Consider the following 18,518-nt stretch of genomic DNA (forward strand, 5'->3'; position numbering starts at 1 on the left):
ATCGGGCTAGGCGGGGGTGGGTGTCTTCTCCGCCAGTGCGCTGCCCGCCTGCCGGTCGGTGAGCAGGCCGTGGGCGTGCAGCCAGCCGACGGTGTCGGCGACGGTCTCGGCCAGCGGGCGTCCCGCGGGGGCCTCGACGCCGGTGGCCCGCAGGCAGGTGAGGATGGCGCCGTACTGCACCGGGATGGACCACGGCCACAGCGGCTGCACGAGGTCCGCCAGCGCGCCCACCGGCAGCAGCGACCAGGCGGGCAGGCGCAGCGCGGGCAGCATCCGGCCGGTCACCGACCGCAGCACCCCCAGGTATTCCTTTGTGGACACGTAGGCGCCGGGCCCGAGCGCGCGGGCGGGCGGTGTCGGCGCGGTCAGCAGCTCGGTGTGCAGCGCCGCGGTGTCGCGGACGTCGCCGATGCCGAACCCGCCGCGCGGCCAGATGGGGGTCAGGCCGCGCAGCACGGCCCGCAGGCGGGCGGTCTGGTCGCCCACGCGCGGGTCGTGCGGCCCGAGCAGGGCGGGCGGGTACGAGATCACCACCGGGAAACCGCTGTCCCGGTGCGACCGCGCCAGCCGGTCCGCCGCCGCCTTGGACGCCAAGTACGGGTGCCGCGAGCGCCCGATGTCCGACTCCGGGCCGACCGTGCGCACCCCCGGCGCGAACAGCGCCCCGATGGTGGACACGTGCACGACCCGCCCGACGTCGGCCGCGCGCGCGGCGGCGAGCACGGTCTCCGTGCCCTGTTCGTTGACCTGGCGCATGGCCGAGCGCTTGCGGCTGTCGAAGGAGTAGACGGCCGCGGCGTGCAGCACCGCGTCCGCGCCGCGCACGGCCGCCTCGACCGCCGAGGGGTTCAGGACATCGCCGTCGACGATGTCCACATCGGACACCCCTAGCGGCGCCAGCACCCTCGGGACGGCCGAGGCGTCGCGCACCAGCAGGCGGACCGAGTGGCCCGCCCGCTGGAGCGCGGCAACGGTGTGGGCGCCGACGAAGCCGGTGCCCCCGGTGACCGTCACCAACACGACATACCCCTCTCAGGCGCTGCGCGCGGGCGGCAGCTCGACCGACCCCGGCGGCTCGTGGAAGCGGCCCTGGTAGAACACCAGCGGCTGCTCTGCGGGCCCGCTGCCCGCCGCGAGCACCCGGCCCAGGAAGATGGAGTGGTCACCACCGGCGTAGGTCTGCACCAGCTCGCACTCCAGCCACGCCAGCGCACCGCTGAGCAGCGGCGCCCCGGTGATCGGGCCAGGATTCCAGTCGACGGCGTCGAACTGCTCCGCGCCCGCCGGGCGCTTCTTGTCGGCGAAGTACTTGGCCAGGTCGCGCTGTTCCGAGCCCAGCACCGAGACCGCGTACCCGCCCGCGGCCACCATCGCCTCGTGCATCCTGGCGGTGAAGGCCACGCAGCACAGCACCAGTGGCGGCTCCAGGGACACCGAGGTGAAGGCGTTGGCCGTCATGCCGTGGCCGTTCTCCCCGGCGGCGGTCAGCACCGTCACCCCGGTGGCGAAGCGGCCCATCACATCGCGCAGCTGCCCGGGACTGGGTTCCCCGTCGCCGGGAGCGGGGGCGGCGGACAAGTGCCGCCCCCTTCCGTCGTTGAGCACTGCTGCCTCCTCAGGCCGCGTCGGCCAGTGCCTTGGCCGAGATCCGGGGGCCAGCGAAGGGCGCGAGCGCCTTGCGCAGGTCCGCGGGCACCCGGCAGGGCACGGTCGCGGTGTTGGGACCGCGCATGCACGCGATCCGCTGCACCCCGCGGGCGACGAGTTGCTCGCCGTCCTCGTGCAGCTTGACGTAGTCGAAGGTGAACTGGACTTGGCTCTGGGTCAGCTCGTCGAGGCGCATCCGGACCGACAGCTCGTCGAAGGCGGTGATCTCGGCGAAGAACTCGCACTCGGCCTTCAGCGTGAACAGCTTGAGGTCGACCTGGACCTCGCGCAGCACCGAGGGCGCCATCTCCTTCAGGAACATCTCCCGGCACCGTCCCTGCCAGCGCAGGTAGTTGACGTAGTACACGTTGCCGACGAGGTTGGTCTCCTCGAAGCCGACCGTGTGCCGGATCTCGTAGTATCCGCCACTCATCGCTAGCGCTCCTCTCCGGCGAGGACCGCGAAGACCACGGGCTCGGTCCGGTCATTGAGAGTGGTCACCCAGGTGGCGATCCGGGTGCTGCCCGCGGACAGCAGCACCCAGCCGTCCGCGTCGACCCGCTCCAGGGTGAGGGCCTGGGTGGTCTCCCCCACCTTGCGCAGGCACTCCAGCGCCGTCCACACCCGGGTTCCGGCGAGGTCGGCTGAGTCGCCGGTCTCGGCGGCCACCAGGTCGCGCACGGCCAGCGGGGCCGCGCCCAGCAATCCGGCCCAGTCCTGCTCGTCCCGCGCCGCGACGGTCTCGATGTCGCAGCCCAGCTTCTCGTTGCCGGTCACCACGAGGGTGACGCCCGCGCCGTGCGACGCGCTGATCGACGCGCCGTCGACCTCGGGCTTGCCGTCGGGGCGGTGCCGCACGTTCGCGGCCCGGCCCAGCGCCCGGCTGGCGGCCAGCTCGGTCTGCGCCCGCCGGTCCCCGCCACTGGCCGGGTCCGGCTCGACGACGACCGTGCGGGTGCCGCCGAGGACCTTCTCCAGCGAGCGCTCCAGGTAGGAGCCCAGCAGCGGCGGCACCCAGGGGCCCGCGCCGTTGCGGCTGCGGACCGACCGCAGCACCAGGCCCTCCCAGCGCTCCACCAGGCGCCCGTCCGGGGTGCGGACGTCGACGTCGTAGGTGTAGCTGTCGCCGTCCTGGAAGCGCTCACGGGCGTCCATGACCACGTACGGGGTGTCCTGGTCGCGCCGCTCGGACAGGTGCAGCCGCTCGATGCCCTGCGGGAGCAGGGTTCCGTCCGGGACACAGCACTGGATGGCGTGCATGACCGCGTCGCGGGTGCCCGGGTCGGCCAGCAGCAGCTCCTGGGAGATGAACGCCGCGAACCACGGCGCCGGGGTGCTGGTGGCCAGCTCGGCGACAGCCTGCCGCGCGCTCGCCTTGCGGTAGCTCAGCACCCGCTGGAACCGCTTGCCCTGGAACATGACCCCGCCGTAGAGCTCGCTGCCCGGGTCGAGCGGGACCACGGGCAGCTCGGGCAGGTCCGGCCCGCCGTTGTCCACCACGGACGGCCGCGGCTGGCGCAGCGTGGCCCGGAAGTGGTCGGCGGAGAAGCCGGTCTCGGCGCTGCGCAGGACCACGTCGACGGTGTCGGCGTCGCGGACGAGCGCGGCGATGCGGATCTTGGTGGAGCCGCCGGGGCGGACCACGATCGGCCGCAGGAACTCCACGTTCTCCAGCGTCGGCACGCCGTCGCGGCCGGTGGCCGCCGCCGCGGTCTGGGTCATGGCCTCCATGCCCAGCACGGCGGGCAGCAGCAGGTCGCCGTCGAGGAGGTGGTCCTCCAGGTACGGGTCGCTGCCCGCGGCCAGGTCGGCCTCGGTGACCAGCTCGACCTCGGGGTAGTGGATGAGCACCTGGTCGACGAACCGCGTCAGCGGCAGCTCGGGACGGCGGATGGTCACCGTGGGCAGCTCGCCGGAGCGGCCGCTGACCACCAGGACCGGCCCGACGCTCGGGTCGGCGAGCACCGAGCGCAGCACGGCGATGCCGTTCTCCGTCGAGATCGGGGTGATGCCCTCGCGCATGAGGGCCTCGACCACGCCCAGCTTCTCGCCCATGCCCGCGCCCGACCAGACCGACCACTCCAGCGCCAGCACCCGCGCGTCGGGGTGCTCCTCGCCGAAGCGCACGGTCAGCTCGGACATCCAGTCGTTGGCGGTGGAGTAGTGCGCCTCACCGCGCAGACCGGCCCGGCCGATGATGCTGCCGAAGGTGATCAGCAGCTTGATCCGGTCGGCGTCCACGGCGTCGAGCACCGCGCGCAGGCCGTCGATCTTCGGCGCCAGGGTCTGGGCGAACTGCTCGGCGCCCAGGTTGGCCAGCGAGGTGGGCTCGTTGCGGCCCGCGCCGTGCAGGACCGCGGTCACCGGGCCCAGCTCGGCCTCCAGCGTGGCCACCGCCGCGGCGACCTTGGCCGGGTCGGTCACGTCGGCCGCGGCGTACTGGAAGCGCACGCCCGCCGCCCGCATCCGGGCCAGGTTGTCCGACAGCTCGGTGTCGTTCGCCGGGTTGGCGCGGCCCATCAGGGCCAGTGCCGCGCCGGAGTCCTGGGCCATGGCCAGGGCGCACTCGGCGGTGATGCCCTTGCCGCCGCCGGTCACCAGCAGCACGTCGGAGCTGTCCAGCGGGGACCCGGTCGGGGCGTCCGCCGCGGGCACCACCGGGCGCAGCACCGGCACCGTGCGGGTGCCGTCGGCGTCGTAGCGCACCTCGGAGAAGTCCGTGGTGGCCGTGACGTCGCCGATGACCCTGGCGATGGTGGCGGGCACGGCCTCGGCGGAGTCCACCGAGGGCAGCGTGATCACCGTCGTCGGCACCGACGGGGTCTCCAGGTGCAGCGTGCGGGCCAGGCCGGAGGCGCCGAGGCGCTCCTGCACCACCACGAAGCGGGTGCCATCGGGTCCGGCGATGGCCGCCTTGCCCGCGGCCAGGAACGCCTCGATGTGCTCCTCGCCGCTCTCGGGCAGGACCAGCAGCACGCCGTCGCCGACGCCCGCGCCCTCCAGGGCGGCGCGCAGCGGCTCGGCCAGCGGGTGCCCCGCCGGGCCGTAGGTCGTCCACGTGCCCGCGGCGCCGCCGCGGCTGACGCCGGTGAGCACCCCGGTCTCGGGGACGTACTCCACGGCGAAGGGCCGCACCCAGGCGTCCACTCCGGTGACCTCGTCCCCGCCGCCGTCGCCGTCGCGGGCGGTGGCGGCCAGGTCGTCGATCAGCCCGGCCAGCTCGCCCAGGCTGACCGTGGCGAAGTTCGCCGTGGCGCCCAGGGTCGGGATGCCCAGCTCGCGGGTGACGTCGTTGATGATCTGGCCGACCGCGATGGAGCTCAGGTGCAGGTCGTCCAGCGGGTAGGTCTCGGCGGTGACGCTGTCCAGGGGCAGCTCGACCCGCTCGGCGGCCAGTCGCCGCAGCAGGTCCAGTGTGGACTCCCCAGCCGCGCCTGCGCCCGTCGTGCTCTCCGCCTCGGCGGTCTGGGCGTTGGCGGTGTCGGCCAGCGTCGCGCCCAGCTCCGGCGCGGCCTCGCACGGGCTGGCCAGGAAGGTCATCTCCCCGTCCACCGGCAGCGGCCGGACCAGGCGGCCCGCGAACAGCGCCGCGGTGTCGACCGGCGCGCCGAGGGCGAAGGCCGCGGCGACGGCGGTGAGCAGCGGCGAGAGCGAGGCGCTGTCGGTGTCCAGGGCGAGGACCCTGGCCTTCGGCGCGATCGCGGCCAGCAGCCCGGTCAGCACCCGGCCGGGCCCGACCTCCAGCACCAGGTCGGCGCCCTCGGCGGCCACGGTGGCCGACTCGGTGAACCGGACCGGCTCGAGCACCTGGTCGACCAGCAGCGAGCGCAGGTCGGCGGCGGGGTCGAGGACCTCGCCGGTCACCGAGGACGCGACCGTGCGGGTCGGGGCCTGGAAGGGCCAGTCCGCCAGGTGCCCGGCCATGCCGTCGGCGGCGGGCTTGACCAGCGGCGAGTGGAAGGCGTGCGAGACGCGGATGCGCGCGGCCTGCACCCCCATGCTGCCCGCCTTGGCGACCACCGCGTCGACCTCGGCCTCGGCGCCGGAGATGACGGTCTGCTCCGGGCTGTTGTACCCGGCGATGACCACCTCGTGCTTGGCGATCAGCCTGCGGGTGGTGTCCGGGTCGGCCGAGACGCTGGCCATCGTCCCGCCGCCCTGGCTGGCGTTGGCCATGACCTGGCCGCGCAGCCGGGCCAGCTTCTGCAGCGCGGCGCCGTCCATGGCGCCCGCCCAGGCCAGCGCGGTCAGCTCGCCGAGGCTGTGCCCGGTGGCGATGTCGGCCTCGATGCCCAGCGAGGAGAGCACCCGCACGCCGGCCAGCGAGCCGGTGACGATGCGCGGCTGGGCCACCTCGGTGGCGACCTGGTCCCCGCCGACCTGCAGGTTGCCCGCGGCGAAGACCTCCTCGGCGGCGGCGAAGCGGCGGCGGATCGCGCCGACGGCGCCGCGCCCGGAGCCCTGGCCGGGGAACAGGAAGGCCAGCCGCGGGTTGCCGGTGCGGGAGGCGAGGAAGATGCCCTCGGCCGGGGCGAAGACCTCGGTCTCCTCCGCCTCGATCGAGGCCAGCAGCGAGGCGAGCTTGCGGTCGGCCTCCTCGGGCGAGGACACCACGACCGCGGCGCGGACCCGGTGCCCGCCCAGCTCGGCGGCCAGGCCGCCCGCGAGGTCGGTCAGCTCGGCGTAGCTCAGCTTGGCCGCGTACCCGGCGACCCGGGTCACGTGCCCGGCCAGCTCGGTGATGTCGCGGCCGTCGAAGAGCAGCACCTCGGCGTCCTGGCGCCCGGCGACCATGGTGGTCACCCGGCGGGGCAGCTCGGTGCGGCGGGCCTCGCCCGCGGCCTGCTCGATGGCGATGTGGGTGTTGATGCCGCCGAAGCCCATGGCCGAGACGCCCGCGCGGGCCGGGATGTCCTCGGGCCACGCCACCGCCTCGGTGGGCACGTACATCGTGGCGTCGTCGGCGGTCAGCAGCGGGTGCGCGGCCTTCTGGCCGGTGCCCGGCGGGATGACCTGGTTGTAGACCGCCAGGGTCGCCTTGATCAGACCGGCGACGCCCGCGGCGGCCTTGGTGTGGCCGATGTTGCCCTTGACGGTGCCCAGCGCGGCCTTGCGGGCGCTGGGGTCGGCGTCGCGGCGGGCCCCGGAGAGCGCCTCCAGCTCGGTGGCGTCGCCGACCGCGGTGCCGGTGCCGTGGCCCTCGAAGTAGGACACCGTCTCCACGCCGTAGCCCGCGAGCTTGTACGCCCGCTCCAGGGCGAGGCGGTGGCCCGCGGCGGCCGGGCGGGTGATGCCGCCCTTGCCGTCGGAGGAGATGCCCCAGCCGGAGACGCAGGCGTAGATGCGGCAGCCGCGCTCGATGGCGTCGGACTCGCGCATCAGCACGACCATGCCCGAGCCCTCGCCGGGCCAGAAGCCGTTGGAGTCGCGGTCGTAGACCTTCATCTCGCCGGTGGCCAGCGCGCCGGTCTTGGCGAAGCCGATCACCTCGAACGGGTCGATCGAGAGGTCGACGCCGCCCGCGATGGCGACGTCGAGGTCGCCGTCGGAGAGCGCCTTGCTCGCGGTGGCGACCGCCAGCAGCGACGATGAGCACGCGCCGTCGACGGTGTACCCGCCGCCGCCGAGGTCGTAGTGGTTGCAGACCCGGCCCGCGATGGTGTTGGCCAGCCCGCCCGCGAGGGTGTCCTCGTCGAAGGCCGGGAACGGCGCCTTGTACTGGACCTCCAGGTCCCGCAGGAAGGCGGCGGTCTCGTCCTCGTCCCAGCCCTTCTCGGCCAGGGTCGCCGCGACCGTGCGCCGCACGTAGGGCCAGCGCACCCGCATGATGTTGGCGCGGGAGAACTCACCGGTGAGGCTGTTGCCGATCACCACGCCCGTGCTGTGCTTCGGCAGTCCCTCCGCCTCGGCGAAGCCCGCGTCGGCCAGGGCCTGGGTGGCCACGTCGAGTGCCAGCCAGTGGGTCAGGTCGGTCGAGCGGAACGTGCTGCCCGCGACCTTGAACCGCAGCCGGTCGAACTCGAAGTCCCGCAGCACCGCGGCCTTGCCGGAGTAGAACCGGTCTGGCGCGTGTGGGTCCGGGGAGTAGTAGTCCGCGTGGTTCATACGGACGTCCGGCAGCCGCCGGAACGCACGCCGCCCGGAAAGCACGTTCTCCCAGAACTCCCTGGTCGAACCCGCATCGGGATAGCGAAGGCCGATACCGACAATCGCGATCCGTTCCCTGCTCATACCTTCACCGCCTCTGGACCGACTTCGACCCGTTTGGTGTTCATTCGACTCCTTCGACCGAACGCCGAATTCCCCTGCCCGCCTGTGCCGACGGGCGCATTCGGACGCCCCGCGTCCGCGCTGGTCGTCATCATTCGCGGGCGGTGCTGACGTTCAGACTGGCTGACCACCTGGTTATTTGTCTTCTCTTGACGTGCCGGGGCATCACCGCCGGTGTCCGCGCTGCCACAGGGCAGTTCAAGAGAAACCCTCTCTTTCCGTGCCGCCACCGCGTATGGGACCAGGTCACCTGGTGTTCGTGAAGTCGCCCCGGCAATACCGGAGATGCGTTCCCGTTAAGCACACCCGGACCATTGGCCTACAGAAAGCGGGGTGGCACATGCCTGGAATTCTCGGTGCACTGCGCAAGCTGGCGCTGGCGCCGAAACTACGCGAGGTGACGTTTTCCGGCCGGGGATTTCCCGGTGCGGACTCCCCCGCGGCGGCCCAGCTCGAGGCGATTCCGCAGGCAGTGGTGTGCGGTTTCGAATGGGGCGTCGAGGCCCGCGACGAGTGGGAGCTGGAGCGGCGCCTCGAGCTGGTCGAGCCCGCCCAGCGCGGCTTCGCCTACGAGGGCGCGGCGATGGCCGCGGTCGTGCGCGACGTCATGCCGGGCAAGGGGGGGCGGGCCCGTTCGCTGCTGCTGGGCCCCGGCCACCCGCACATCTTCCTGACCTACATCGGGGTGGGGTTCGCCCTGGCCCGGCTGCCGAGGGCGGTCTGGCCCAAGGCGCTGCCGGACCTGACCGGCTCGCCGTTCCACCCGACCATGAGCTGGCTGGCGGTGGACGGCTACGGCTTCGACAAGGCGTACTTCCACACCCGCCAGTGGGTCGAGCGGCAGCGCAGGCCCAAGCCGTACAACTGGGAGGGCTCGCCGGGCTACTTCGCCCGCGCGTTCGACCAGGGCGTCGGGCGGGCGCTGTGGTTCATCAACGGCGCGCGCCCCGCCGAGGTCGCCAAGGCGCTGGCCGCCTTCGACACCGACCGGCACGCCGACCTGTGGAGCGGGGTCGGCCTGGCCGCGACGTTCGCGGGCGGCGCCGACGCCGAGGACCTGGCCTGGCTGCGCGCGGAGTCCGGCGCGCACTGGGACGAGCTGGCGCTGGGCGTGGTCTTCGCGACCAAGGCCCGCCACCACAGCGGCCACCTGCCCGAGCACTCGCTGCTCGCGCTGGCGGAGCTGACCGGGCTGACCCTCGCGGAGGCCATCGAGATCGCCGACAGCACCGAGACCCACGCTGGCGGCCCGGCGGGCGAGCCCGCCTACGAGATGTGGCGCGCGGCGATCCGCGCGCGACTCGCCGAGGCGCCCGCCCGGCACCCGGTTCAACCGTGAGGGGAGAAACCGCCTTGGGCACGCGTTGGCGCGCGCTGCGGCGCCGCATCCTGACCCCCGACGTCTCCGAGACGTCACTCGACGTGCGGGGATTTCACAAGAAGAGCCCAGCCGCCCAGGAACTGCTTGAGACGGTCGGCAAGATGTTCCTGGAGGGCTACGCCTACGCCGCCGAGGCCAAGACCGTCGAGGAGTGCGCCGACCGGCTCGACCAGCTGCCGCCGCGCTTCCGCGGGTTCGCCTACGAGGGCGCGGGCATGGGCTTCGGCGTGCGCGACGGTCTGCCGCTGGGCAAGTCGAGCAACAACGACGAGTTCCTGGCAGGCCCCGGCGAGCCGCACAACTACCTGGTCCTGGTCGGGATCGGCTGGGCGATGGCCCGGCTGCCCCGGTTCGCCTGGCCCAAGGCCGACAAGTACGACCCGCTGCTGCGCTGGCTCGTGCTCGACGGCTACGGCTTCCACCAGGCGTACTTCAAGACGGCGAAGTACGTCCACGGCCAGTACCGGGAGCCGAACTTCCCGTGGCCGGGCGAGGACCCGACCGGGTACGCCAACAACGTCATCGACCAGGGCATCGGTCGGGCGATGTGGTTCATCGGGGGCACCGACCCCGAGATCGTGGCCGGGCTGATCCGCGCCTTCCCCGAGGACCGGCACGCCGACCTCTGGGCCGGGTCCGGCCTGGCCGCCAGCTACGCCTGCGGCGGTGACGAGGACGAGCTGGTCAAGTTCGCCGACCTGGCGGGACCGCACCGCCCGTCGCTCGCCCAGGGTTCGGCCTTCGCCACCGAGGCGCGGGTGCGCGGCGGCCTTGTCGTGCCGCACACCGAACTGACCGCGCGGGTCTTCTGCGACATGACCCCCGACGAGGCCGCCAAGGTCTGCCTTGACATCAAGGCCGACCTCGGCGACGCACCGGTCACCGACGGCTTGCCCACATTCGAGATCTGGCGGCGGCGGATCGCCAACGAGTTCGTCCACCTTGGAGGTGTCAGTCGATGAGCACGACGGGCGGATGGCTGCGTAGGCAGCTACCCGGGATACTGGCCCTGGTCCTGATGGCCGGGCTGTTCATGGTCGCCCGCCTGCCCTCGTCCTCGGCCGAGGACCTGAGCAGGCTGGCGGCGGGACAGAAGTTCACCCCCATGTCGATCTCGTTGCCCAACGGGGCGAAGCACCAGGAGATCCGCAAGGTCAACAAGGACTACAAGCACATCGACGCCTGGATCTCCTCGGTCGGCGCCGCGGTGGCCCTCAACGACCTCGACGGCGACGGTCTGCCCAACGACCTGTGCCTCGTCGACGTCCGCACGGACCAGACGATCGTGACGCCCGCGCCGGACAAGAACGGCGCCAGGTACGCGCCGTTCGCGCTCAACGAGTCCCCGCTGGCGATGAACCCCTACATCGCCCCGATGGGCTGCCTCCCCGGTGACTACAACGAGGACGGCCGCACGGACCTGCTGGTCTACTACTGGGGCCGCACGCCGATCATGTTCCTCGCCAAGGACGACGCCGAGGGCCTGACCGCGAGCGCCTTCACCCCGACCGAGCTGCTCCCGGCGAACTACCCGGGTGACTACAACGGTCCGCAGTGGAACAGCAACGCGGTGACCTACGAGGACTTCGACGGTGACGGCCACTACGACATCCTCATCACCAACTACTTCCCGCACGGGCCGGTGCTGAACCCGAACGTCAGCGGCGGCGTGGAGATGAACGACTCGATGTCGCGCGGCTTCAACGGCGGCGAGGACTACTTCTTCCTCTCCACCGGGCCCTCGGCGTCCTTCCGCATGGTGGACAACGTGCTGCCGGTGGACGTCTCCAAGGGCTGGGAGCTCTCCGCGGCCTCCGCCGACCTCGACGGCGACAGCCTGCCCGAGCTCTACCTCGGCAACGACTTCGGCACCGACCACCTGCTGCACAACCGGTCCACGCCGGGCAACCTGAAGTTCGAGCAGGTCATCGACGGCCGCTCGCCGGTCGTGCCGAAGTCCAAGCAGCTCGGCCACGACTCCTTCAAGGGCATGGGCGTCGACTTCGGCGACCTCGACGGCAACGGTGTCACCGACTTCTTCGTCAGCAACATCACGACGTCGTGGGGCATCGAGGAGTCGAACTTCCACTACCTCGCCGACGCCGACTCCCCCGCCGAGCTGCGGGAGAAGCTGCTCGACGGCGACGCGCCCTTCACCGACGAGAGCGGCCCGATGCGCACCGCGTGGTCGGGCTGGGGCTGGGACGTCAAGACCGGTGACTTCAACAACACCGGCAGCCTGGCCATCGTGCAGGCCACCGGGTTCGTCCGCGGCGAGACCAACCGCTGGCCGCAGCTGCAGGAACTGGCCTCGGCCAACGACACCCTGCTGCAGCACCCCGAGGCGTGGCCGAACGTCACCCTCGGCGACGACGTCGGCGGCAACCAGCGCCTGCACTACTGGGTGCCCAACACCGATGGCAGCTACACCAACATCGCGGGCGCGCTCGGCCTGGACGTGCCGGTGCCGACCCGTGGCCTGGCCACCGCCGACACCGACGGTGACGGCCGCCTCGACCTCGCCGTGGCACGGCAGTGGGACCAGCCGGTCTTCTACTGCAACGAGGCCGCGAACGCCGGTGAGTACCTGAACCTGCGCCTGACCCACGAGTCCGGCGTCACCGAGGGCAGCGCCCGCGGCGCGGGCTCCGCGGTGATCGGCGCGCAGGTCAGGATCACCACCGCTGACGGCAAGACCCAGGTCAGCCGGGTCGACGGCGGCGGCGGGCACTCCGGCAAGCGCAGCAACGAGGTCCACTTCGGACTGGGCGAGCAGAGCGGCCCGGTCGCGGTGAGCCTGACCTGGCGCGACCGCTCCGGCCAGGTGCGCACGCAGGACCTGCAGTTGACCCCGGGCACGCATGACCTGGTGCTGGACGCCCAGGCGAAGGAGAAGTGAGAATGTCCGACACCAAGCAGGCGGACGCCAAGACCGCCGGAGGCAAGCCGGGCGGAGGCCCGCGCCACGACCCCAAGGTCATGATGGCGCTGCGCAACTTCGCCATGTCGATCACCGTGTTCAACATCGCCGGGTACATCTTCCTCGGCTTCGAGCAGCCGTGGCTGTGGCCCCTCGCCGCGCTGGCCACCGGCTACACCGTGGAACTGGTCCTGGAGAAGATCGGCGCCAAGGTCGAGGGCCGCGCGCCGCGCTACCAGGGCGGCGGGGCCAAGGGCCTGATGCAGTTCCTGTTCCCCGCGCACATCACCAGCCTCGCGGTGAACATGCTGATCTACGTCAACGACCAGTTCTGGGTGCTGATCTTCGGCGTCGCGGTGGCCGTGGGCACGAAGTGGGTCCTGCGGGTCCCGATCAAGGGCCGGGTCCGGCACTACATGAACCCGTCCAACTTCGGCATCGTCGTGATCCTGCTGCTGTTCCCCTGGGGCAGCATCGCCCCGCCGTACCACTTCACCGAGAACCTGTACGGGTGGGCCGACTGGATCATCCCGGGTCTGGTCATCATCGGCGGCACGATGATCAACGGCAAGCTGACCGGCCGGATGTGGCTGATCGCGGGCTGGGTGGGCGGGTTCGCCCTGCAGGCGATCCTGCGCGGTGTCTTCTTCGACACCTCGATCGCCGCCGCGCTGGGCATGATGACCGGTGTCGCGTTCATCCTGTTCACGAACTACATGATCAGCGACCCGGGCACCACCCCGTCCAAGCCCGCGGCGCAGCTGGCCTTCGGCGGCGGTGTGGCGGCGGTGTACGGAATCCTGATGGTCGCGCACATCGCGTACACCATCTTCCTCGCCACCGCCCTGGTCTGCCTCATGCGCGGCATGTACCACTGGACGATCCACCTGGCGCAGAAGAGCGCGAAGCTGGCCCCGGCCGTGCCGATCGCTCCCGCGGCCCAGGCCGTGCCGTCCCCGGCTGTGGAGGGGAAGGCGGCATGACCCCGATGGCCACGCCGGGCCGCGTCCCGCCCGGTCCCCCGCGCAGCGCGACGTTCAGCCTGCTCCGGCAGCTGGCGGGCGACCGCCTGACCCTGATGTCCACCGCCGCGGCGACCTACGGCGACGCGGTCCGGGTGGCCATCGGCCCCAAGACGCTGTACTTCTTCAACCACCCCGACCACGCCAAGCACGTGCTCGCCGACAACGCGGCCAACTACCGCAAGGGCATCGGGTACGTCGAGGCGCGGCGCGCCTTGGGCGACGGGCTGCTCACCAGCGACGGTGAGCTGTGGAAAGAGCAGCGCAGGACGATCCGGCCGGTGTTCACCAACAAACGCATCTCCGCGCAGTCCGAGACCGTCATCGAGGAGGCGGGCAAGCTCGTCGCCCGGCTCAAGGCGGCAGGCTCGGGCGGAGTGCCGATCGACGTGCTGGGCGAGCTGACCGAGTTCACCCTGGGTGTCCTCGGGCGCACCCTGCTCGACGCCGACCTCAGCGCCTTCGAGTCGGCCGGGCACTCCTTCGAGGCCGTGCAGGACCAGGCCATGTTCGAGATGGAGTCGATGGGACTGGTGCCGCAGTGGGTGCCGCTGCCCAAGCAGCGGCGCTTCCGCAAGGCGCGCAAGGACCTCTTCGACATCGTCGAGCGGCTGGTGGCCTTCCGCAAGGAGAACCCGGTCGACCCGGCCGACGACGTGATCTCCCGGCTGATCGAGTCCACCGCCAGGGAGGCCGACCCCCGCGTCGGCGCCCAGCGGATGCGCGATGAGCTGATCACGCTGCTGCTGGCCGGGCACGAGACGACGGCGAGCACGGTCGGCTGGGCGACGTGGCTGGTGGGCCAGCACCCGGAGGTGGCCGAGCGGCTGCACGACGAGGCCGTCTCGGTGCTGGGCGACCGGACACCGACGCTGGAGGACCTGCGCGGGCTCAAGTACACGACCATGGTGCTGGAAGAAGCCATGCGGCTGTACCCGCCGGTGTGGATTCTGACGCGCAACTCCATCGAGGCCGACGAGGTGGGCGGCTACCACGTGCCCGCCAAGTCCGACGTGATGGTGTGCCCGTACACCCTGCACCGCCACCCGGCGTACTGGCCCGAGCCGGACCGCTTCGACCCGGAGCGCTTCGACCCGGACAAGACGCACGATCGCCCCCGCTACGCCTACATCCCCTTCGGCGCCGGACCGCGCTTCTGCGTCGGCAACCACCTGGGGATGATGGAGGCGGCGTTCGTCATGGCCATGCTCGCCAGGGAGCTGCGGATGGACCTGGTGCCGGGCCACAAGCCCGTGCCGGAGCCGATGCTCTCCTTGCGCATGGGCGGCGGACTGCCGATGACGGTCCACGCCCGCTGAAACGGCGCACTCCCCCACGAAAGGCCCGCGGCCCCCGCCGCGGGCCTTTCGTCCTTTATGGACACATATTCTCCCGTGCCGAACCTGGGCAAAGCCAGAGATGCCCCGCACCGCGCCGGGGGACGACGATGAACTCAAGGTGCGACGAGGGAGGGACCACTGTGGACTCCGACGACCAGGTCTACACGCTGACGCTGGAGGCGTACGCGGACACCATCGTGCCCGGGGAGAAACGCTCGCCCGACGACCGCGCCATCGCGGGCATCGTCGAGGGCCCGGGCGCGGTCGCCGCGGGCGCGATCGAGGTGCTGCACCACTCCGCGCCGGGCATCGAGGCGGGCCTGCCCTCGTTGGTCGCGATGCTCAACCAGCACGCGGTGAACTACGCCGCCGAGCTGGGCCTGGCCCTGGACACCGACGTGCCCGCGTTCGTGGCCCTGGACTACCAGCACCGCTACGCCCTGGTCGGCAGGCTGACCACGCCGGGGCACCCGGAGAAGGCGGGCTGGGTGCTGCTGGCGCTGTTCTGCAACATGGCCTTCGACTCCGCCCCGCACAAGCACACCGCGGACGCGATCGCCGAGGGCCACCCCCTCCTGGTGACCCTGAACTTCGCCAAGCCCAACGACGACGGCCTGTGGCGGTTCTCCGAGTTCGGCTACGGCCTCGAACTGGCCAAGACCCACCCCAACACGACCCCCTCCGGGAGCCCGGCGTGACCACCACCGAGAAGACCGACGTCCTGGTCGTCGGCAGCGGATTCGGCGGCTCCATCGCCGCCTACCACCTCGCCGCGGGCGGGGCCAAGGTGACCGTGCTGGAGCGCGGGCCGTGGTTGGAGGGCAAGGACTTCGACCACGACTACCTGCTGGGCTCCTCCTACACCAAGGTGTTCGACTTCGTCTCCGGCGACGGGATGAGCGTCCTCGGCGGCAACTGCGTCGGCGGCGGCAGCGTGGTGTACTTCGCCGCGCTCCCCCGCGCGCCGTGGTTCGTCTTCGAGCGCGAGGGCAGCATCGGCAGGCGCATGTGGCCAGCCGCGATCAGCCGCGACACCCTGGACCCGTGGTACGACCGGGTCTCCAGCGTCTTCCCGGTGGAGCAGCAGACCTGGGACGACGTGACCTACGCGGGCGGGCTGTGGGCCGCGGCCTGCAACCACGCGGGCCGCACCGCCAACCCGGTGCCGGTCGGCATCGACAAGGCCAAGTGCACCAACTGCAACTGGATGATGGCGGGCTGCCGCTTCGACGCCAAGCAGTCGCTGCTGTTCAACTACCTGCCCGGCGCGGTCGCCCACGGCGCGGAGATCCGCCCGCTGCACGAGGTGCAGCGCATCTCGCGCACCGACGACGGCGACTACCGCGTGCACTTCAACACCATCGACGAAGACGACTACCGCGTCAGCACCGGCTCGGGCGAGATCGAGGCCAAGATCATCATTCTGGCCGCGGGCGCGGGCGCCACGCCGTGCATCCTGCAGCGCTCCGAGGCCGAGCTCGGCACGATGCCGTACGCGGTGGGCCGCTACTTCTCCGGCAACGGCGAGCGCCTGAGCACCGCGGTCATCAACGACGACAAGGTCCGCGAGGTCCTGGGCATCGACCGCGGGCCGGGCAAGCCCGCCTACGACGCCTACCAGATCGGCAAGGGCCCGGTCGTGGCCAGCTGGGACAAGCTCGACGGCTCGCTGCCGGAGTACAGCCGCTTCTCCCTCGAGCAGCTCTACTTCCCGATCGGCCTCGGCACCTTCCTGGCCCAGGCCCCCGGGCCCGACGGCCCGACCTGGTACGGCCCGGCCAAGCGGGAGATGCTGTCCAAGTGGTCGTCCTGGATGACGGTCTTCCAGATGACCGAGGACGACAACGAGGGCGTCTTCGGCCCGCCGCCGCCCACCGGCAACGCCCACCGCATCTCCCAGAACATGCTGGGCACCGGGCCGCTGAAGTACGAACCCACGGAGAACACCCTGCGCGGCTGGGCCGAGGCCGACGCCGAGGTCCGCGACATCCTGGAGCGCGACGGCCTGGCCACCGTGCTGCCCTGGACCAACGACCTGGTCGGCGCCTACACGGTGCACCCGCTCTCGTCGTGCCGCATCGGCGACGACCCGGCGACCTCGGCGCTGGACGACCGCCACGAGCTGCGCGGGCACCCCGGCATCTTCGTCACCGACGGCTCCGCGGTCCCCTGCGGCATCACGGTGAACCCCGCGCTGACCATCTCCGCGCTCGCCGAGCGCGCGATGCCCGGCATCGTGGCGACCGCGCGCGAGCGCGGCGTCGATGTCTCCTATGGCGCCCCGCTGCCGACCAAGGGCACGTTCCCCGCCCTGTCGCCGGTGCGGGCGTGAGGTAACCGGCTCGAATGACCGCAAGGCGGGGTGGGCGCTATGTCCAGGCTCGAGGAGATCACCCAGGTGATGCTCGCGCAGCCGGGGGCGCACGCCCCGCCCTCGGTCGTCGCGGCCTGGTACGAGCGCAAGGCCGAGCTGCTCGACCACATCGCCGAGGACGGCGGCGCGGAGGCCGAATGGGCCAAGGCGCAGGCGCGTTCGGCCAGAGAGCACGCGCGCGTCTTGTCTCGGCGGGTCGCGTGAGGACAAGATCTTCGTGGCCGCCCCTGCCGGGGCGGTCCATCGGCATGATCGGGAAGGCAGGGGTGATGGCGCGCACACGGCAACTCAGCAACGCGGTCGCGGCACTCAACAGCAAGTACCACCGGCTGGCGCTCTACGGATTCCTGGCGATCGTGGTGGCCCACTGGGCCGAGCACATCGTCCAGGCCGTGCAGATCTACGCGCTCGGCTGGGCCCGCCCCCAGGCGGGCGGTGTGCTGGGCCTGTGGTTCCCATGGCTGGTCAAGTCCGAGGTGATGCACTACGGCTACGCCGTCGTCATGCTGACCGGATTCGTCCTGCTCCGCCACGGCTTCCACGGCCGGGCGCGGACCTGGTGGATGCTCGCACTGTGGATTCAGGTCTGGCACCACTTCGAGCACCTGCTGCTGTTCCTGCAGGCGCTCACCGGGCAGAACCTGCTCGGCGGCGCGGTGCCGACGAGCATCCTGCAGCTGGTGCTCCCCCGCGTCGAGCTGCACCTGTTCTACAACGCCGTCGTCTTCGCCCCGATGGTGGTGGCCATGGTGCTGCACCGGCGGCCGAAGCTGGACGACATCGTGGCGTGCACCTGCGCGCCGAACAAGCGCACTCCCGCGGCTGTGGGCTGAGCGTGGACCCGACCGTGACGAGCCGTCGCAGCGCTGCCGCAGCGCTGGGGCGGCTTGTCGTCATTGTCGGCTTCCTCCTCGTCTGGACCGCCACCCCGGCACTGGCCCAAGGCCACGGGCACACCCTTGAGGTGCCCATCTCCATCGGGCCGCTGGTGCTGAAGCTCGCCGTCCTGACCGCCCTGCCCGCGGTCGCGGGCTACGCGCTGATGCGCGGTTTCCTCGACGCGCCGGGCAAGGGCACCGCCGCGTTCGTCGCGGTGAGCGCGGCGGTCGCGGTCAGCATGGAGCTGCTGCTGGCCACCGGGTTCGCCCTGCCGCCGATCGCCGCGGTGCTGGCGCTGGCCGCCGTCACCGCCCCGGTCTACCTGGCCTTCGCCGACCGGCAGCCGCCGCCGCTGCTGCGCAGGGCCGCTCCCGGCGTCCTGCTGGCGACCGCGGCGGTCGCGGGCTGGGTCTTCGCCCGCGCGTGGCTGTCCACCCCGCCGGGCGCCGAGCGCACGGTGATCCTCCACACGGGAATGATCATCGCCTTCGCCGGGCTCGGCTGGCTGACCCTGACCCTGCCGGAGAACCGCACCGCGCGCGGCGTGGTGCTGACGGTGGCGGCCACGCTGGGCTTCGTGCTCGTGGGCGCCGGGACCGAGGTCGCGGTGCTCGCGTAAGTGCGCAGTTTGGGAGAACACCCGATCGAGTGACGCCGCTACGTTCGCAGGAGTCCCCTCCGTATC

14 protein-coding genes are annotated in these 18,518 nt (G+C 71.9%); 10 read left to right on the forward strand and 4 right to left on the reverse strand.

Annotation, left to right across the window (positions count from 1 at the left end):
- Positions 1-6 precede the first annotated feature (6 nt).
- The 4 genes from ACTG9Q_RS26255 to ACTG9Q_RS26270 form a co-directional block, all read right to left on the reverse strand.
- A complete protein-coding gene (locus tag ACTG9Q_RS26255; RefSeq protein WP_455575577.1) occupies positions 7-1,020 on the reverse strand; it encodes an NAD-dependent epimerase/dehydratase family protein in 1,014 nt (337 codons plus the stop codon).
- Between the two features lie 12 nt (positions 1,021-1,032).
- On the reverse strand, positions 1,033-1,518 hold the full coding sequence (locus tag ACTG9Q_RS26260) for a flavin reductase family protein (RefSeq protein ID WP_455575759.1): 486 nt from the start codon (positions 1,516-1,518) through the stop codon (positions 1,033-1,035).
- A gap of 97 nt (positions 1,519-1,615) precedes the next feature.
- On the reverse strand, positions 1,616-2,080 hold the full coding sequence (locus ACTG9Q_RS26265) for an acyl-CoA thioesterase (protein ID WP_455575578.1): 465 nt from the start codon (positions 2,078-2,080) through the stop codon (positions 1,616-1,618).
- A 2-nt stretch (positions 2,081-2,082) separates the two neighbouring features.
- Positions 2,083-7,878 carry a type I polyketide synthase gene (locus ACTG9Q_RS26270; RefSeq protein WP_455575579.1) on the reverse strand — a complete coding sequence of 1,932 codons (5,796 nt, stop codon included), beginning with the start codon at positions 7,876-7,878 and terminating at the stop codon, positions 2,083-2,085.
- Between the two features lie 379 nt (positions 7,879-8,257).
- Between ACTG9Q_RS26270 and ACTG9Q_RS26275 the strand changes: the two genes are divergently transcribed.
- The 10 genes from ACTG9Q_RS26275 to ACTG9Q_RS26320 all read left to right on the forward strand — a co-directional run bounded on the left by ACTG9Q_RS26275 (position 8,258) and on the right by ACTG9Q_RS26320 (position 18,452).
- Positions 8,258-9,256, forward strand: a complete 999-nt coding sequence (locus ACTG9Q_RS26275; RefSeq protein WP_455575580.1) for a DUF1702 family protein — start codon at positions 8,258-8,260, stop codon at positions 9,254-9,256.
- 14 nt (positions 9,257-9,270) lie between these two features.
- Positions 9,271-10,260: a DUF1702 family protein gene (locus ACTG9Q_RS26280; protein WP_455575581.1), complete on the forward strand. Its 990-nt coding sequence runs from the start codon at positions 9,271-9,273 to the stop codon at positions 10,258-10,260.
- A complete protein-coding gene (locus ACTG9Q_RS26285) occupies positions 10,257-12,197 on the forward strand; it encodes a CRTAC1 family protein (protein WP_455575582.1) in 1,941 nt (646 codons plus the stop codon). Before ACTG9Q_RS26280 ends, ACTG9Q_RS26285 begins: the two co-directional genes overlap by 4 nt.
- Positions 12,198-12,199: 2 nt before the next feature.
- Positions 12,200-13,201 (forward strand): enediyne biosynthesis protein, encoded by a 1,002-nt coding sequence (locus ACTG9Q_RS26290; RefSeq protein WP_455575583.1) that lies wholly within the window; start codon positions 12,200-12,202, stop codon positions 13,199-13,201.
- Positions 13,198-14,559: a cytochrome P450 gene (locus tag ACTG9Q_RS26295; protein ID WP_455575584.1), complete on the forward strand. Its 1,362-nt coding sequence runs from the start codon at positions 13,198-13,200 to the stop codon at positions 14,557-14,559. Before ACTG9Q_RS26290 ends, ACTG9Q_RS26295 begins: the two co-directional genes overlap by 4 nt.
- A 161-nt stretch (positions 14,560-14,720) precedes the next feature.
- Positions 14,721-15,278: a DUF5987 family protein gene (locus ACTG9Q_RS26300; RefSeq protein ID WP_455575586.1), complete on the forward strand. Its 558-nt coding sequence runs from the start codon at positions 14,721-14,723 to the stop codon at positions 15,276-15,278.
- Entirely contained in the window at positions 15,275-16,912 is a 1,638-nt protein-coding gene (locus ACTG9Q_RS26305) for an FAD-dependent oxidoreductase (RefSeq protein ID WP_455575587.1), read from the forward strand. Before ACTG9Q_RS26300 ends, ACTG9Q_RS26305 begins: the two co-directional genes overlap by 4 nt.
- A gap of 39 nt (positions 16,913-16,951) precedes the next feature.
- Entirely contained in the window at positions 16,952-17,158 is a 207-nt protein-coding gene (locus ACTG9Q_RS26310; RefSeq protein ID WP_455575588.1) for a hypothetical protein, read from the forward strand.
- A gap of 65 nt (positions 17,159-17,223) precedes the next feature.
- Complete coding sequence (locus tag ACTG9Q_RS26315) at positions 17,224-17,787, forward strand: hypothetical protein (protein ID WP_455575589.1); 564 nt, start codon at positions 17,224-17,226, stop codon at positions 17,785-17,787.
- Between the two features lie 14 nt (positions 17,788-17,801).
- Complete coding sequence (locus tag ACTG9Q_RS26320) at positions 17,802-18,452, forward strand: DUF6239 family natural product biosynthesis protein (RefSeq protein WP_455575590.1); 651 nt, start codon at positions 17,802-17,804, stop codon at positions 18,450-18,452.
- Positions 18,453-18,518 lie beyond the last annotated feature (66 nt).

It is taken from the genome of Actinokineospora lacus (genome assembly GCF_053813445.1).

Coding starts and splice junctions, on each gene's coding strand:
- ACTG9Q_RS26260 (WP_455575759.1), bottom strand. CDS start 1,518: ATGGGCCGCTTCGCCACCGGGGTGACGGTGCTGACCGCCGCCGGGGAG.
- ACTG9Q_RS26265 (WP_455575578.1), bottom strand. CDS start 2,080: ATGAGTGGCGGATACTACGAGATCCGGCACACGGTCGGCTTCGAGGAG.
- ACTG9Q_RS26270 (WP_455575579.1), bottom strand. CDS start 7,878: ATGAGCAGGGAACGGATCGCGATTGTCGGTATCGGCCTTCGCTATCCC.
- ACTG9Q_RS26275 (WP_455575580.1), top strand. CDS start 8,258: ATGCCTGGAATTCTCGGTGCACTGCGCAAGCTGGCGCTGGCGCCGAAA.
- ACTG9Q_RS26285 (WP_455575582.1), top strand. CDS start 10,257: ATGAGCACGACGGGCGGATGGCTGCGTAGGCAGCTACCCGGGATACTG.
- ACTG9Q_RS26290 (WP_455575583.1), top strand. CDS start 12,200: ATGTCCGACACCAAGCAGGCGGACGCCAAGACCGCCGGAGGCAAGCCG.
- ACTG9Q_RS26295 (WP_455575584.1), top strand. CDS start 13,198: ATGACCCCGATGGCCACGCCGGGCCGCGTCCCGCCCGGTCCCCCGCGC.
- ACTG9Q_RS26310 (WP_455575588.1), top strand. CDS start 16,952: ATGTCCAGGCTCGAGGAGATCACCCAGGTGATGCTCGCGCAGCCGGGG.
- ACTG9Q_RS26315 (WP_455575589.1), top strand. CDS start 17,224: ATGGCGCGCACACGGCAACTCAGCAACGCGGTCGCGGCACTCAACAGC.